Source organism: Nonomuraea solani (assembly GCF_900108335.1).
GTDB classification, from domain to species: Bacteria; Actinomycetota; Actinomycetes; order Streptosporangiales; family Streptosporangiaceae; genus Nonomuraea; species Nonomuraea solani.
The window spans coordinates 461,455-477,201 of sequence record NZ_FNVT01000005.1; the positions used below are offsets into that span (position 1 = coordinate 461,455).

Sequence of the window (15,747 nt, forward strand, 5' to 3'; positions counted from 1 at the left end):
GAAGACGAAAGCCCGGCCCGGCGAAATGCCGGACCGGGCTTTCCCATGGATCAATGCGTCAGACTGCGATCCTCGCCGCTGCCGATGGCGGCGTGCTCGTCGTCGTCATGATCGTGCCCATGCCCGTCGTCCAGCGGGATCTTCTCCCCGCCGTACGCCTTCGACATGCGGGCGCGCAGCTTGCCGAGCGGGCCGCGCATGCCCTTCGGCGGGATGCCCGCGCTGTCCTCCTCCACCGGCAGCATCGGCACGGCCTCCTTGCCGCGCACGTGGGCCTCGATGTCGTCCGCCGGCGGCGTGTGGACCTCGATGAACTCACCGTGCGGCAGCCGCTTGATCACGCCGGACTCGACGCCGTGCGAGATGACCGCCTGGTCGGAGCGCTGCAGGCCGAGGCACATGCGGTAGGTGATCAGGTAGGCCAGGGCCGGCCCCACGAAGATCAGCACGCGCCCGGCGTAGGTCGTCCAGTTGAGGCTGACGTGGAAGAACGCCGAGATCTCGTCGTTGGCGCCGAGCAGCCAAAGCAGGCCGTAGAACGTGATGGCCGTCATGCCGATCGAGGTGCGGTGCGGGTTGTTGCGGGGACGCTCCGCGACGTGGTGCTCGCGGTTGTCGCCCGTCACCCAGCGTTCCAGGAACGGATAGAGCGCCAGGCCCGTCATGATGATGCCCATCGGCACGAGCGCCGGGATGATGACGCTCAGCGGCAGCGTGCCCGCGTGGGAGGTGCCGAAGAGGTTGATCTCCCAGGCCGGCATGATGCGCAGCGCGCCTTCGAGGAAGCCCATGTAGAAGTCGGGCTGCGAACCCGCCGACACGTCGGCCGGTGTGTACGGGCCGAACAGCCAGATCGGGTTGATCTGGGCGAACGTCGCCAGCCCGCTGACCACGGCCAGCGTGAACAGGAAGTAAGCGCCCGCCTTGGCCATGAAGGCCGGGTAGAACGGCGCGCCGACCACGTTCTTGTTGGTCCGGCTCTTGCCCGGCATCTGCGTGTGCTTCTGCACCCACATGAGCACCATGTGGGCCGAGATCAGCGCCAGCAGGATGCCCGGGATGAGCAGGATGTGCAGCGAGTAGAACCGCGCGATGACATCCTCGCCCGGATATTCCCCGCCGAACAGGAAGAACGTGATGTACGTGCCCACCAGCGGCAGCGAGATCGCCACGCCCTCGGTGATCCGCAGACCGGCGCCGGAGAGCAGGTCGTCGGGGAGGGAGTAGCCGGTCAGGCCCTCGGCCAGCGCCAGCGTCAGCAGCAGCACGCCGATGAGCCAGTTGATCTCGCGCGGCTTGCGGTAGGCGCCGGTGAAGAACACGCGCAGCGCGTGCACCATCATGCCGGCCACGAAGAGGAGGGCCGCCCAGTGGTGCATCTGCCTGATCAGCAGACCACCCCGGACGTCGAAGCTGAGCTCCAGCGACGACGCGTAGGCCTCCGACATCATGACGCCCTTGAGCGGCGCGTACGAGCCGTCGTAGGGGATCTCCATCATGCTCGGCTTGTACCAGAACGTCAGGAACGTACCGGTGAGCAGCAGAATGATGAACGAGTAGAGCGCGATCTCACCCAGCAGGAACGACCAGTGGTCGGGGAACACCTTGCGCAGGTTGCGCTTGAGGAAGTTGGCCCCGCCGAGGCGCTCGTCGAGAAAGTTCGCCGGGCCGGCGATGCCCTTCGGTACCTTGTTCAGCTCGTCGCTCATGCCTGGCCTCCCTTCGCCCTGGCCTCGGCCTCGGCGTCACCGCGTTCCCAGTAGCTGGGCCCGACCGGCACCTCGAAGTCGCCCTGGGCGATGAGGTAGCCCTCCGCGTCGACGGTGATCGGCAGCTGCGGCAGCGGCCGCGCGGCCGGGCCGAAGATGACCTTCGCGCCGTCGGCGGCGTCGAACGTGGACTGGTGACACGGGCAGAGGATGTGATGGGTGTTCTGCTCGTAGAGGGCCGCGGGGCAGCCCACGTGGGTGCAGATCTTGGAGTAGGCCACGATCCCGTCGTGCGTCCAGTTCCGCCGCACGCCGTCCTTGATGTCGTCGGGGCGGAACTTGATCAGGATGAGCGTGGCCTTGGCCAGCGCGGTCAGGTCGTGCTGGTAGCCCTCGGGGACGACCGACAGGATGCCGCCGGGCGAGTTGAAGTCGGCCGCCCTGATCGGCTGGCCGGTGCCCTCGACGACGAGCCTGAGCGGCTTGCCCTCTTTGTTCTTCTCGCCCCAGACGGTGTGGCGCAGCGTCTTGTTGAACTTCGCGCCGGGCATCTTGCTGTTGTCGAGGTCGCGCAGCAGCACGATCGGGACCAGCCCGAGCGGCGCGGCCGCCAGCAGCAGCGTGCGGCGCAGCAGCTTGCGCTTGACGAAGCCGCTCTCGTTGGCGCCCTGGATGAACGTGTCGGCCACGACCTCGCGGTCGGGCTCGTCGGAGGCCATCTCGTGGCGCTCCTGGACCAGGGAGAACTTCGGCATGATCTGGCGGACCCAGACCACGATGCCGACCGCCAGGCCCAGGATCGCCAGCGTCAGCGTGCCGCCCAGCGCGAGGTTGGACGTGCCCGTCGCCTCCGGGCTGCCGACCTGGAAGTAGACGTAGCTGATGATGAACGCGATGCCCGCCAGGAAGGTGATCGCGAAGCAGAGCGCCACGATCTTCTCGGCCTTGCGGGCCTTGGTCTCGTCCTGGAGCGTGACGCCGGGGACCTCGGCGTCGGCGTCGGCGGACTCGTCCGCGTCGCCGAGCATCGAGGTGCCCGGTGCGGGGGTGCCGATGACGCGCTTGGGTACGCGCTCGTCCGGCTGCTCGATCTCGTGCTCGTTGTCTGTCATGACTTCTGTCGCTTCTTCGCGGTGATCCAGATGGCTGCGAGTGCGAGGGCGGCGATGCCCACCACAAACGCTGCGAGACCTTCGGTGACCGGGCCGATGCGGCCGAGGCCGAACCCGCCCGGGTCCTTCTGCGCGCGGACCTGCGTGATGTAGGCGATCATGCTGCGCTTCTCTTCGGGCGTGATCGTCGTGTCGTTGAAGACCGGCATCGCCTGCGGCCCCGTGACCATCGCCTCGTAGATCTGCGTCGGCGTCGCCTCGTTGAGATTGGGCGCGTATTTGCCCTGCGTCAAGGCTCCGCCCGCACCGGCCCAGTTGTGGCACTGGATGCAGTTGGCGCGGAAGAGCTCACCGCCCTTGCCGGCGTCGCCCAGCTTCGCGTCGACCTGCTCGGCGCCCGGAACCTGCGGGCCGCCGCCGAGCGACTGCACGTAGGCCGAGATCTGGCGGATCTTCGTCTCGTCGACCCACTCCGGCATCGGCTTGCGCGGGGCCTGGGGGCCGGGCGCGGCGGCCGGCATCCGGCCCGTGCTCATCTGGAAGTCGACGGCCGCGGCGCCGACGCCGATGAGGGTGGGGGCCGTGTCGGTGCCCTGCGCGTTCATGCCGTGGCAGCTCGAGCAGTGCTTGACGAACAGGCTCTTGCCCTCGGCCACATCGTCGACCTTGCCCGCCGCCAATGCCGCGTCGGCAGGCTTACCCGCCTGGACAAAGGCGGCGTATACCATCCCGACCAGCGCCAACGCCAAAATCAGGACGGCGTATCTCGCGAGGGGATGCCGCCGCCAAGCGGTGATCCTAATCACTGAGATCCCGTTCCTTACTGAATGATGTAGATGGTCGCGAAAAGGCCGATCCAGACGACGTCTACGAAGTGCCAGTAGTAGGACACGACGATCGCGCTGGTGGCCTGCTCATGCGTGAAGCGCTTCGCGGCGTACGTGCGTCCCAGCATGAACAGGAACGCGATCAGGCCACCGGTCACGTGCAGGCCGTGGAAGCCCGTCGTCAGGTAGAACACCGAGGTGTAGGCGTTAGCGGACAAGGTCGCGCCCTCTGACGCCAGCTCCATGTACTCGTACAGCTGCCCGGCGACGAAGACCGCGCCCATGAGGAAGCTGACGATGTACCAGAACCGGAGCTTGCCGACCTGGCCCTTCTCTGCGGCCCACACGCCGAGCTGGCACGTCACACTCGACAGAACCAGAATGATCGTGTTGGCCGTCGCGAACGGGATGTTCAGGTGAGCGGCTTCCCCGGCTTCTGCGCCTTCGGGAAGGAACGCGGGCCCCCAGTGGATGCCCTGGCCCTCGCTCACCGACCGGATGGTGAAGTACATCGCGAACAGCGCCGCGAAGAACATGAGCTCAGAGGACAGCCAGACGATCGTCCCGACACTGACCAGATTCGGTCTGCGGTACGACTGTGCTGTCGTCGTCGAAGTTGTTGCGGATGCTGTCGCCACGGGCAGCATTATTGCGGCTCCGGTGGTCGGTCCGGCGCACGACCCCCCGTTAGCAGGTCCGAACCGGCGGTCAACCTGGGATAATTACCGCATAACACCCACCAGGCATGGTGCCCTGGGTATGCGTCCCCGCACACCGGTACGATCCCAGGTGACCCTACCTCTTCGACTGATAGTGAGCGCGACCGATGTCCACTGGGAGCACCGACGACAAGATGAGGATCCTCGTCTACAGCGATGACGCCGCCACCAGGGCCGAGGTGATCCAGGCCATCGGCAGGCGCCCCGCGGCCGACGTCCCCCTGGTCGAGATCGTGGAGTGCGCCACCGAGCCCAAGGTGCACCAGTGGCTGGGCTCCGGCGAGATCGACGTGGCCGTCCTCGACGGCGAGACGCAGCCCGCGGGTGGCATGGGCGTGTCCCGCCAGGCCAAGGACGAGGTCTACGACTGCCCGCCCGTCTGCCTCATCATCGCCAGGCGCGACGACCGCTGGCTGGCCGACTGGTCCAAGGCCGACGCCGTGGTGCCGCAGCCCCTGGAGCCCATGGTGCTGGCCGACACGGTGGCCGACCTGATGCGCCGCCGCTCCTCCACCCGACTCAACGCTAAGTAGGTGCCCATGGACTCCCGGACGACCTGGCCCACGCTGCTGTCCGCTCTCCTGTCCGGAGAGCACCTCACCGCCGACGAGTCGGCCTGGGCGATGCGGGAGATCATGTCCGGCGCCGCGACGCCGTCCCAGATAGCCGGGTTCGTGATCGCGCTGCGGGCCAAGGGCGAGACCGTCGCCGAGGTGGTGGGCCTGGCGCGCACCATGCTCGACCTGGCCACGCCGCTGAGCGTGGAGGGCCCCGTGGTCGACATCGTCGGCACCGGCGGCGACCGCGCGCACACCGTCAACGTCTCCACGATGGCCGCCATCGTGGCCGCCGCCGCGGGCGCCCGCGTGGTCAAGCACGGCAACCGGGCCGCCTCGTCCTCGTGCGGGGCCGCCGACGTCCTGGAGCACCTGGGCATCCGGCTCGACCTCACGCCTGACCAGACGGCGCAGGTGGCGCGCGAGGCGGGCATCGCGTTCTGCTTCGCCCCGGTCTACCACCCCGCGCTGCGCTTCGCCGGGCCCACCCGCAAGGAGATCGGCGTGCCGACGGTCTTCAACTTCCTGGGCCCGCTCACCAACCCGGCCCGCCCGTCGGCCCAGGCCATCGGCGTCTACGACGCCGGCATGCTGCCCGTGCTCGCGGGCGTGTTCGCCGAGCGCGGCGTGTCGGCCCTGGTGTTCCGCGGCGACGACGGCCTCGACGAGCTGACCATCGCCGCCACCTCGACGGTCTGGGTGGTCAAGGACGGCACCGCGACGCAGACGACGTTCGACCCGGCGGTCCTCGGCATCCCGCGCGCCGACGTGGGCGCGCTGCGCGGCGGCGACGTGGCGTTCAACGCCCAGGCGGTCCACGACCTCGTCGGCGGCAAGACGGGCCCGATCCGCGACGCGGTGCTGCTCAACGCGGCGGCGGCCCTGGTGGCGCTCAACGGCCCCGGGGAGAGCCTCGACGACGCGATGACCGACGGCTACGCGCGCGCGGTCCAGGCGGTCGACTCGGGTGCCGCGTCGGCCACCCTGGACCGCTGGATCGAGGTCAGCGGGGCCCACCGCCCCGCCTGAGCCCCCCGAGGGCCGATCAGGGCAGTGTGATCGTGGGGCTCGCCTTCAGCGAGCTCCACTTGAGCCACTGCTTCCAGTTCTCCTGCCAGTGGCCCCAGCCGTTCGTGGGCTCCAGCTTCCTGGGCGATCCCGTGATGATGATCGGATCGCCGATCAGGGTGTTCTTGATGAACCAGGCGGCGTTGCCGGGGCTGATGTTCACGCAGCCGTGGCTGACGTTCGAGTTGCCCTGCGAGCCCACCGACCACGGGGCGCTGTGCACGTACTCGCCGCTGTTGGAGATCCGCACGGTGTTGTAGACGGTCAGGCGGTAGTAGCCGGCCGAGCCCGGCCCGATCCCCGGGGAGACCATGACCGTGACCGGCTCCCGCGACATGGCCAGATGGACGCCCGAGGTCGTGTAGTACTTCCACTGCCCGCCCTGGCCGGCGCTCATCAGCATCGTACGGATCCGCTTGCCGTCCCGCCGCACCGTGAGCACATGGTCGTCCGTGCTGCCCTTGGTGATCTGCGAGCGGCCGATCTTGAAGTCGAGTTTGACGTCGCGCTTGCCGTGCATGCCCGGCCCGCCGCGCACCCCGGCCAGGTTGGCCTCCACCCGCACCTTCGTGTGCGCCGGCCAGTACGTCTGCGGCCGGAAGTCCACGTGGGTGCTGTCGAACCAGTGCCAGGCCCCCTCCACCGGCTTGGAGCTGTGGATGAGCAGGTTGCGCTCGACGGCCACGCGGTCGGCGATGGGCTGGTCGAAGGTGATCATGACGGGCATGCCGACCCCGACGGTCAGCCCGGTGTCGTCCCTGTTCGGGGTGAGGTTCTCGATGTCGAACGTCTTGCCGCCCTTGACCGTCGAGAACGTGCTCCTGCTCTCGCTCTCCTTGCCCGCGGCGTCCACCGCGACCGCGGTGACCGTGTACGCCGCGCCGGGACGGGCGGTGCCGACGCTGCGCCACCGGGTGCCGTCGGCGCTCAGGACGCCGTCCAGCGATCCCGCCTTGCCACCGTCCACCTGTACGCTCTTCAGCTTGCCCCCATGGGCCGAAACCAGCACGGTCTGGTCGGTCGGCACACCCGCGGCCTTGTCCGCCGGAGAGAAGCCCACAGAGGCGCCCCTGGCGCCGCCGGCCATGGCGACGGGCTTGCTCCCCGCCCCACCCGCCCCGCTCCCCGAACAGGCCGCCAGCAGGGCCAGAGCCAGCAGGCCGGCCGATCCACACGCTACACGCCCCACGTGCGACTCCCCTCGTCCAAGATCGAACCGCTTCCGCCTCCTTTATTACCCTGAGTAGTCGATTCGCCACATCCGTGCACTGGTAAAGAACACCAAAAAGCGGGCGTCCTCCCCCAAGGGGAAGCCGCCCGCTCCATGGGGGACCTCAGTGCGAGAAGTGGCCCCGGTAGTACTGGAACACGAACCCGATCATGGCCATCAGGATCAGGAAGACGCCGATCAGGAACATCCAGAAGCCGATCACGAACCCGGCGAAGGCGAAGGCCGCCGCCAGGCACAGGAACAGCGGCCACCAGCTGCTCGGGCTGAAGAACCCGATCTCGCCGGCCCCGTCGCTGATGTCGGCCTGCTTGTTGTCCTCAGGCTGCGGCCCGATGCGCCGCGCCGTGAACATCAGGTAGTAGCCCACCATGAACGCGAACCCGACCGAGATCGCCATGGCGGTGGTGCCGACCGGCTCACCGTGGCCCGTCGCCGCCTTGGTCCAGAACCAGTAGGCGATGTCGACACCGGCGAAGAACAGGCCGCACAGCAGGAACAGCCAACCCTGAACCTTCATCAGGCCTCCACCTCCTGGGCGGACTTGGCGGACACGTGCGGGTAGTGCAGGTCGAACGCGGGACGCTCGGACCGGATGCGCGGCAGCGAGGTGAAGTTGTGCCGCGGCGGCGGGCAGGAGGTCGCCCATTCGAGCGAGCCGCCGTAGCCCCACGGGTCGTCGACGGTGACCTTGGGCGCGGTGCGCCAGGTCTTCCAGACGTTGTAGAAGAACGGCAGCGTCGAGGCGCCCAGCAGGAACGCGCCCACCGACGAGATCATGTTGAGGTCGGTGAAGCCGTCGGCCGCGCTGTAGTCGGCGTAGCGCCGCGGGAAGCCCATCATGCCCAGCCAGTGCTGGATGAGGAACGTCAGGTGGAAGCCGACGAACAGCAGCCAGAAGTGCACCTTGCCGAGCTTGTCGTCGAGCATCTTGCCGGTGAACTTGGGCCACCAGAAGTAGAACCCGGCGAACATGGCGAACACGACGGTGCCGAAGACCACGTAGTGGAAGTGGGCGACGACGAAGTAGGTGTCGCTGATGTGGAAGTCGAGCGGCGGCGAGGCCAGGATGACGCCCGTCAGACCGCCCAGGAGGAACGTGATGAGGAAGCCGATCGAGAACAGCATCGGCGACTCGAAGCTCAGGTGCCCCCGCCACATCGTGCCGATCCAGTTGAAGAACTTCACGCCCGTCGGCACCGCGATGAGGAACGTCATGAACGAGAAGAACGGCAGCAGCACCTGTCCGGTCGGGAACATGTGGTGCGCCCAGACCGTGATGGACAGACCGGCGATCGAGATCGTCGCGGCCACGAGGCTGATGTAACCGAAGATCGGCTTACGGCTGAAGACCGGCAGGATCTCGGTGATGATGCCGAAGAACGGCAGCGCGATGATGTAGACCTCGGGATGGCCGAAGAACCAGAACAGGTGCTGCCAGAGCAGCGCGCCTCCGTTGTCGGAGGCGAAGATCTGGGTGTTCAGCTTTCTGTCGGCCTCCAGGGCCAGCAGCGCGGCGGCCAGCACCGGGAACGCCATCAGCACGAGCATGCTGGTGAGCAGGATGTTCCAGGTGAACAGCGGCATCCGGAACATGGTCATGCCGGGTGCGCGCATGCAGATGATCGTGGTGATGAAGTTGACCGCGCCGAGGATGGTGCCCAGGCCCGAGAGGGCCAGACCCATGATCCACAGGTCGCCGCCGATGCCGGGCGAGTTGATCGCGTTGGACAGCGGCGTGTAGGCGAACCAGCCGAACGAGGCCGCGCCGCCCGGGGTGAAGAAGCCCGACACGGCGATGAGGCTGCCGAACAGGTAGAGCCAGTAGCTCACCATGTTGAGACGCGGGAACGCCACGTCGGGAGCACCGATCTGGAGCGGCATCAGCTCGTTGGCGAAGCCGGCGAACAGCGGCGTCGCGAACATCAGCAGCATGATCGTGCCGTGCATGGTGAACAACTGGTTGAACTGCTCGTTCGTGGTGAACTGCAGCGCAGGCTGGGCCAGCTCGGCCCGCATGATCAGTGCCATCACGCCGCCGATGAGGAAGAAGGCGAACGACGTGATGAGGTACATGTGCCCGATGATCTTGTGATCGGTCGAGGACATCCACTTGGCGATGATCTGGCCCTTGGTGACGGGCCTGACGGTCGCCCCCGACAGTGGTTCTTGAATGGCGGTCACTGGGCACTCCCCGCCTGGGTCGCGATGTACTTGTTGTACTCGTCCTGCGAGACGAGCTTCACCGAGAACAGCATCCGGCTGTGGTCGACGCCACAGAGCTCGGCGCAGCGTCCCGCGTAGACGCCCGGCTTGTTCAGGGTGTTGATCTGGAACTTGCGGCCCGGGTTGTCCTCCCGGATGCCGGGAATGACGTCACGCTTGAACAGGAACTCCGGCACCCAGAACGAGTGGATGACGTCGTCGGTGGACAGGTCGAACTCGACCTTCGTGTTCACCGGCAGAACGAGCTGAGGGCCCTCGTGGTAGTCGTGCACCGGGACGCCCGCGACCGGCTGCAGCGCCTTGCCGTCGACCGTGCTCGTGAAGCGCCAGCTCCACTGGAACGCCTCGACCTTCACCTTGACGCGCGCGTCACCGTCGACCTGGGCGAGGGCCGCGCTGTCACGGGCGGTGAAGAAGAAGAACACCGAGACCATGACGAGCGGGATCAGCGTGTAGAGGATCTCGATCGGCAGGTTGTAGCGCACCTGCGGCGGAAGCTCCGCGCTGGACTTGCGCTTACGGTGGAAGATGACCGCCCACAGGATCAGGACGATGACGACGGCACCCGTGGCGAGTGCGGCGATCCAGGCCCCGTTCCACAGGCTCTGGACCACGCCACCCTCCTGGGTGACATGGTCGGGAAGAAGGCCGCGAGACCAGTCGGCCTCGGGGACGTCATTAGCACACGCCGTAGCAGTGGCCGGCAGCAACGCCAAAGCGGCGGCGCGCGGCACCCTGCGCCGGGCCAACGAACGCCGCGTCGTACGGCGAGTCGGACTCACGGATCGCCTACCCCACAGATGAAGCCCAAGAGTCTCTCCCTTGGGCGCTCGTATTTCCAAAGTCACAGCTGATTGCAGACACATTAGCGTGCAGGTGCCTTGCCCTCCCGCGCGACCCCTCGAAGGCCTCGCAAGTGGGACGATGAGTCTCGTGGCGTATTTCGACGCGGCTTCGAGTGAGCCGCTTCACCCCCAGGCACGCGAGGCGCTGATGGCGGCGATCGACGTCGGCTGGGCCGACCCCGCGAGACTCTACGGTCAGGCCCGCCGCGCGCACCTGTTGCTGGAACAGGCCCGCACGGAGGTCGCCGAGGCGCTCGGCGCGCGCCCTGACGAGGTGTCGTTCACCTCATCGGGCACGCAGGCCGTGCATCTCGGCGTCCTCGGCACCCTACACGGCAGGCGCCGGGTCGGGCGTCATCTGGTGACGAGCGCGGTCGAGCACTCCAGCGTGCTGCACGCCGGTGGCGTGCACGAGCGCGACGGCGGCACGGTGGAGACGGTGGGCGTGGACCTGTCCGGGCGTGTCGACCTCGACCGGTTCGCCGAGGCGGTGGCGGGTCCCGGCACGGCGCTGGCCTGCCTGCAGACGGCCAACCACGAGGTCGGCACCCTGCAGCCGGTGGCGGAGGCGGCCGCGGCGTGCCGGGCGCACGGCGTACCTCTGCTGGTGGACGCGGCGCAGACGGCGGGGCGCAGCCCGATCCCGCCCGGCTGGTCGGTCCTGACCGCCAGCGCGCACAAGTGGGGCGGCCCCGCGGGGGTGGGCGTGCTCGCGGTGCGCAAGGGCACGCGGTTCCGCTCGTTCCTGCCGGAGGACGAGCGGGAGCGGCGGCGGGTGCCGGGCTTCGAGAACGTCCCCAGCATCGTGGCCGCGGCGGCGGCCCTTCGCGCGATGGCGGCGGAGGCGGCGCAGGAGCAGGCGCGGCTCTCCGCGCTCATCGCACGGATCAGGGAGACGGTCCCGAAGGTCGTCCCGGACGTGGAGGTCATCGGCGACCCCGTCGGCCGGGCGCCGCACATCGTGACCTTTTCGTGCCTGTACGTCGACGGGGAGGCGCTGCTGACCGAGCTGGACAAGGCGGGATTCGCCGTATCGTCCGGAAGTTCGTGCACCGCTAGTACGCTTCGTCCATCGCACGTTCTTGAAGCGATGGGCGTGCTGACGCATGGCAATGTCAGGGTGTCGCTGCCCAGGGGTGCCTCCGCGGCCGAGGTCGACAGATTCCTCGCCGTGCTGCCCGATCTGGTGCGCCGCATCCGCCAGGACGCAGGAGTCGCATGACCGAGGTTACTCAGCCGGCTTTGACGATCGACGCGCTCGGGAAGAAGTGCCCGATCCCGATCATCATGCTCGCCGAGCAGATCAACTACGTCCCGCTCAACGCCGTGGTGGCGGTGCTGGCCGACGATCCGGCGGCCTTCACGGACGTGCCGGCGTGGTGCAGGCTGAAGTCGCATCGCCACGTGGGGTCGTACGAGCTGCCCGAGGGCGGCTGGGCCATCCACGTCAGGCGCAACTACTGAAATTTCGGCAGAACCGAATTTCCCGATTCGGCCCCGCACGGTGGGTAGGGCTCCCCTGATGGGTCAATCGAGAATCCGGGAGACTGCCATGACCAGCGGACATCCGCACGAGACCGCCCGCGACGTGATGAGCACGGGGGTCGACTGCATCCCCGCGCACGAGACGCTCGACCGGGCGGCGCAGATGATGCGCGACGCCGACGTGGGCGCGCTGCCCGTGTGCGGGCCCGACGACCGGGTGACGGGCATCATCACCGACCGCGACATCGTCCTCAGGTGCGTCGCGGCGGGGCACGACCCCTCGCGGACGACGGCGGGCGAGCTGGCCACCGGCCTGATCTGGGTGTCGCCGGAGACCACCGTGGAAGAGGCCCTCTCGCGGATGGAGGAGCACCGGATCAAGCGGCTGCCGGTGATGGACGGCCAGCGCATCGTCGGCATGATCAGCGAGGCCGACCTGGCCAGGCACCTGCCCGACGACCAGCTCGCCGAGTTCGTGCACCGCGTCTACGCCGGCCGGTCCTGATCCCGGGCCCCGAGGCCGTCCGCGGGGGACGGCCTCCGGGGCGGGCCGGTCAGGGGTGGTAGCAGCGGAGGTGGCCGGAGATCTCCGCGGCCGCCTCCGGGCCGTACGCGGCGCTGAACCGCTCGAGGAAGCCCCGCTGGCTCAGCTCGTACTCCTGGCCGCCGACGCGCTCCAGCACGTGGGTGGCGGTCAGGTTGCCGAGCTGCCCGCAACGCTCCAGCGGCAGGCCCCAGGCCAGCCCCGACATGAAGCCGGCGCGGAAGGCGTCACCGACGCCGGTGGGGTCGGCCTTGCCCAGCTCGGGGGCGGGGGCGACGTGGATGGACGGCTCGCCCTTGCGGTCGATGACGGCGCCCTTGGGGCCGAGCGTGGTGATCCGGACGCCGACCCGGTCGAGGATCTCCTCGTCGGACCAGCCGGTCTTCTGCTCGATGAGCCCCTTCTCGTAGTCGTTGGAGAAGAGGTAGGCGGCGCCGTCGACGAGCTGGCGGATCTGCTCGTCGGCCATCCGGGCGAGCTGCTGGGAGATGTCGGCGGCGAAGGCGATGCCCCGCCGGCGGCACTCGTCGGTGTGGCGCAGCATCGCGTCGGGGTCGTTGGGGCTGATCAGCACCAGGTCGAGACCCTTGAGCCGGTCGGCGACGGGCTGCAGCTCGATGAGCCTGGCCTCGGCCATGGCCCCGGTGTAGAACGAGGCGATCTGGTTGTGGTGCTCGTCGGTGGTGCACAGGAACCTGGCGGTGTGCTGGGTCTCCGAGATGTGCACGGAGGCGCAGTCGACGCCGTGACGCTCCAGCCAGGACCGGTAGTCGGCGAAGTCGTTGCCGACCGCGCCCACCAGGACCGGCTTGAGGCCGAGACAGCCCATGCCGAACGCGATGTTCGCGGCACAGCCACCGCGACGGATCTGCAGGTCATCGACCAGGAACGAGAGCGACACCCGGTCGAGCTGCTCGGCGATGAGCTGGTCGCCGAAGCTTCCTGGAAAGGTCATCAGGTGGTCTGTCGCGATGGAGCCGGTTACGGCGATGCGCACGGGGTTCTTCTTCCTCGTTGTCTGCAGGCCAAATAAGCCCCACGAGAATACGCGAAGGTCCCGCACGCACAAAGGCGAGCGGGACCTTCGCGGGCTGCGACGCGTCCCTGGGCGGACTCGTCCTGGACTCGTTTCTCAGTTGAACGAGTCGCCACAGGCGCACGAGCCGGTGGCGTTGGGGTTGTCGATGGTGAAGCCCGACTTCTCGATCGTGTCGACGAAGTCGATGGAGGCGCCCATCAGGTAAGGGGCGCTCATCCGGTCGGTGACCACACTGACGCCACCGAAGTCCGTAACGACGTCACCGTCCATGGAACGGTCGTCGAAGAAGAGCTGGTAACGCAGACCGGAGCAACCCCCAGGCTGCACGGCGACCCGCAGCTGCAGACCTTCCTCGCCCTGCTGCTCGAGCAGGCTCTTGACCTTGGCGGCGGCCGCGTCGGTCAGGATCAGGCCCTGTGCCGTGGTCTCGCTGCTCTCAACCGTCATCTTCTGACTCCCTAACCCGGCTGTCTTTTTTCCGACGTCCTACTAATGACGCTACCAACACCCGCGCGATGCCACACATTCCCGGGGCACCTCCCCCGGAAAGAGCACATCCGGCCATGTGCCATGATGAGTATCGTCAAACCGACGATAAGGGGGTACGGACATGGCCACCCAGACGGGACTGCCGCTCTTCGTCCTCGGCAGAGGGACCGATCCGCACAGCGAGAAGGGGGTCGACTGCCCCGGCGAGCTGCCACCCGCCTCCGACCCCGGCCTGGTCGAACGGGCCCGCAAGGCCAAGGAGGCGCTCGGCGGGCGCCTGTTCGTGCTCGGCCACCACTACCAGCGCGACGAGGTCATCCAGTTCGCCGACGTGACCGGTGACTCCTTCAAGCTCGCCCAGCAGGCCGCCGCCCGGCCCGAGGCCGAGTACATCGTCTTCTGCGGCGTGCACTTCATGGCCGAGTCGGCCGACATCCTGACGACCGGCGCCCAGAAGGTGATCCTGCCCGACCTGGCGGCCGGCTGCTCGATGGCCGACATGGCCACGTTCGACCAGGTCGAGGAGTGCTGGGAGGCCCTGGAGGACGCCGGGCTCGGCGATCAGGTGATTCCGGTCACATACATGAACTCCAGCGCCGACATCAAGGCGTTCTGCGGCCGCAACGGCGGCGCCGTCTGCACCTCCTCCAACGCCCGCCGCGCCCTCGACTGGGCCTTCGAGCAGGGCGAGAAGGTGCTGTTCCTGCCGGACCAGCACCTGGGCCGCAACACGGCGGTGCTGGAGATGGGCATGTCGCTGGAGGACTGCGTGGTGTGGAACCCGCACCGTCCCAACGGCGGCCTGACACGTGAGCAGCTTGAGCGGGCGCGGATGATCCTGTGGAAGGGCCACTGCTCGGTGCACGGCCGCTTCACGGCCGAGTCCGTGGACGACGTACGGGCGCGCATTCCCGGCGTGAACGTGCTCGTGCACCCGGAGTGCCGTCACGAGGTGGTGCTGAAGGCCGACCACGTGGGCTCGACCGAGCACATCATCAAGACCCTGGAGGCGGCTCCCGCCGGGTCGAGCTGGGCGATCGGCACCGAGCTCAACCTGGTCAAGCGGCTGGCGCAGACGTTCCCCGACAAGAACATCTCCTTCCTCGACCGTACGGTGTGCTACTGCTCGACGATGAACCGGATCGATCTGCCGCATCTGGTGTGGGCGCTGGAGTCGCTGGTGCTGGGCGAGGTCGTCAACCAGATCACGGTGGACGACGACACCACCCACTGGGCCAAGGTCGCCCTCGACCGCATGCTGGCCCTCCCGTAACGGCCGCCGGTTTCCGGCCGTCAGGCGAAGTCGTAGCCGAGTCGTACGGCGACCGACAGGGTCTGGCGGCCGGGGCTGATGGAGGCGTCGGTCTCCGCCACCATGGTCTGGGCCCTGCCCATCGGCTGGGGCAGGCCCCTGACCTCCTCGGTCACCGACACGACCCGGCCCAGCGGCCGGCCGGCCAGGTCGGCGTACTGGGCGGCCTTGGCGGCGGCGTCCCTGAAGGCCGCGACCCTCGCCTCGGCCAGCGCCTTGGCCGGGTCGGACACCTCGAAGGCCACGCCGTTGAGCCTGGCCTCCTCGCCCACACCGGCCACGGTGTCGATGATGTGGTCGGCCCGGCCCACGTCGCGGACCACGACCTCCACCCCCTGCACCGCCCGGTAGGCGGCCACCTTCGGATACGCCTCGTACTCCGGGCCCAGGGACAGCTCCACCGTGCGTACGTCCTCCGCCGCGATCCCCGCCTGTCCCAGCGCCTGCGCGAGGCGGGCGGCGGCGGCCCGCACGGCGGCGAACGACTCCGCGGCGGAGGCCCTGCGGACCTCGACGCCGGCGTGCAGCCGCAGCGTGTCAGGGGCGGCCAGGGCGGCGCCTTCGCCGACCACGGTAATGTCCACGCC

The 15,747-nt window shown here is 68.3% G+C and carries 17 protein-coding genes; 6 read left to right on the forward strand and 11 right to left on the reverse strand.

Annotated elements, in window-relative coordinates:
* Positions 1-50: 50 nt before the first annotated feature.
* The 4 genes from qcrB to ctaE are packed head-to-tail and all read right to left on the reverse strand — an operon-like array spanning position 51 to position 4,295.
* Positions 51-1,709 (reverse strand): cytochrome bc1 complex cytochrome b subunit, encoded by a 1,659-nt coding sequence (gene qcrB, locus C4V41_RS21810; RefSeq protein ID WP_103957730.1) that lies wholly within the window; start codon positions 1,707-1,709, stop codon positions 51-53.
* Positions 1,706-2,821, reverse strand: coding sequence for a cytochrome bc1 complex Rieske iron-sulfur subunit (gene qcrA / locus C4V41_RS21815; RefSeq protein WP_103957731.1), 1,116 nt, complete (start codon positions 2,819-2,821; stop codon positions 1,706-1,708). Before qcrA ends, qcrB begins: the two co-directional genes overlap by 4 nt.
* Entirely contained in the window at positions 2,818-3,627 is an 810-nt protein-coding gene (gene qcrC / locus C4V41_RS21820; RefSeq protein WP_200824126.1) for a cytochrome bc1 complex diheme cytochrome c subunit, read from the reverse strand. Before qcrC ends, qcrA begins: the two co-directional genes overlap by 4 nt.
* Positions 3,628-3,641: 14 nt before the next feature.
* Complete coding sequence (ctaE, locus tag C4V41_RS21825; protein WP_103957732.1) at positions 3,642-4,295, reverse strand: aa3-type cytochrome oxidase subunit III; 654 nt, start codon at positions 4,293-4,295, stop codon at positions 3,642-3,644.
* A gap of 179 nt (positions 4,296-4,474) precedes the next feature.
* Between ctaE and C4V41_RS21830 the strand changes: the two genes are divergently transcribed.
* Together C4V41_RS21830 and trpD are read left to right on the forward strand one after the other, a co-directional pair.
* On the forward strand, positions 4,475-4,900 hold the full coding sequence (locus tag C4V41_RS21830; RefSeq protein ID WP_103957733.1) for a hypothetical protein: 426 nt from the start codon (positions 4,475-4,477) through the stop codon (positions 4,898-4,900).
* A 6-nt stretch (positions 4,901-4,906) separates the two neighbouring features.
* Positions 4,907-5,953: an anthranilate phosphoribosyltransferase gene (gene trpD, locus C4V41_RS21835; RefSeq protein WP_103957734.1), complete on the forward strand. Its 1,047-nt coding sequence runs from the start codon at positions 4,907-4,909 to the stop codon at positions 5,951-5,953.
* A gap of 16 nt (positions 5,954-5,969) precedes the next feature.
* Here the strand turns inward: trpD and C4V41_RS21840 are convergent, their stop codons facing one another.
* The 4 genes from C4V41_RS21840 to ctaC form a co-directional block, all read right to left on the reverse strand.
* Positions 5,970-7,181: a L,D-transpeptidase gene (locus tag C4V41_RS21840; protein WP_103957735.1), complete on the reverse strand. Its 1,212-nt coding sequence runs from the start codon at positions 7,179-7,181 to the stop codon at positions 5,970-5,972.
* Positions 7,182-7,326: 145 nt separating this feature from the next.
* Positions 7,327-7,740: a cytochrome c oxidase subunit 4 gene (locus C4V41_RS21845; protein WP_103957736.1), complete on the reverse strand. Its 414-nt coding sequence runs from the start codon at positions 7,738-7,740 to the stop codon at positions 7,327-7,329.
* Positions 7,740-9,404 carry an aa3-type cytochrome oxidase subunit I gene (gene ctaD, locus C4V41_RS21850; RefSeq protein WP_103957737.1) on the reverse strand — a complete coding sequence of 555 codons (1,665 nt, stop codon included), beginning with the start codon at positions 9,402-9,404 and terminating at the stop codon, positions 7,740-7,742. Before ctaD ends, C4V41_RS21845 begins: the two co-directional genes overlap by 1 nt.
* Complete coding sequence (ctaC, locus tag C4V41_RS21855) at positions 9,401-10,228, reverse strand: aa3-type cytochrome oxidase subunit II (protein WP_103957738.1); 828 nt, start codon at positions 10,226-10,228, stop codon at positions 9,401-9,403. Before ctaC ends, ctaD begins: the two co-directional genes overlap by 4 nt.
* Before the next feature lie 142 nt (positions 10,229-10,370).
* On the opposite strand from ctaC, the gene C4V41_RS21860 reads away from it, so the two are divergent.
* The 3 genes from C4V41_RS21860 to C4V41_RS21870 all read left to right on the forward strand — a co-directional run bounded on the left by C4V41_RS21860 (position 10,371) and on the right by C4V41_RS21870 (position 12,281).
* Positions 10,371-11,513 (forward strand): cysteine desulfurase family protein, encoded by a 1,143-nt coding sequence (locus tag C4V41_RS21860; RefSeq protein WP_235030297.1) that lies wholly within the window; start codon positions 10,371-10,373, stop codon positions 11,511-11,513.
* Entirely contained in the window at positions 11,510-11,755 is a 246-nt protein-coding gene (locus tag C4V41_RS21865; RefSeq protein ID WP_103957740.1) for a sulfurtransferase TusA family protein, read from the forward strand. Before C4V41_RS21860 ends, C4V41_RS21865 begins: the two co-directional genes overlap by 4 nt.
* Before the next feature lie 88 nt (positions 11,756-11,843).
* A complete protein-coding gene (locus tag C4V41_RS21870) occupies positions 11,844-12,281 on the forward strand; it encodes a CBS domain-containing protein (protein ID WP_103957741.1) in 438 nt (145 codons plus the stop codon).
* 49 nt (positions 12,282-12,330) lie between these two features.
* On the opposite strand, the gene C4V41_RS21875 is transcribed toward C4V41_RS21870, so the two are convergent.
* Entirely contained in the window at positions 12,331-13,317 is a 987-nt protein-coding gene (locus C4V41_RS21875; protein WP_103957742.1) for a carbohydrate kinase family protein, read from the reverse strand.
* Positions 13,318-13,452: 135 nt separating this feature from the next.
* Positions 13,453-13,806 (reverse strand): iron-sulfur cluster insertion protein ErpA, encoded by a 354-nt coding sequence (gene erpA / locus C4V41_RS21880; protein ID WP_103957743.1) that lies wholly within the window; start codon positions 13,804-13,806, stop codon positions 13,453-13,455.
* 163 nt (positions 13,807-13,969) lie between these two features.
* Between erpA and nadA the strand changes: the two genes are divergently transcribed.
* A complete protein-coding gene (nadA, locus tag C4V41_RS21885; RefSeq protein ID WP_103957744.1) occupies positions 13,970-15,121 on the forward strand; it encodes a quinolinate synthase NadA in 1,152 nt (383 codons plus the stop codon).
* A 20-nt stretch (positions 15,122-15,141) separates the two neighbouring features.
* On the opposite strand, the gene C4V41_RS21890 is transcribed toward nadA, so the two are convergent.
* Positions 15,142-15,744 carry an SIMPL domain-containing protein gene (locus C4V41_RS21890; RefSeq protein WP_103957745.1) on the reverse strand — a complete coding sequence of 201 codons (603 nt, stop codon included), beginning with the start codon at positions 15,742-15,744 and terminating at the stop codon, positions 15,142-15,144.
* Between the last annotated feature and the right edge of the window lie 3 nt (positions 15,745-15,747).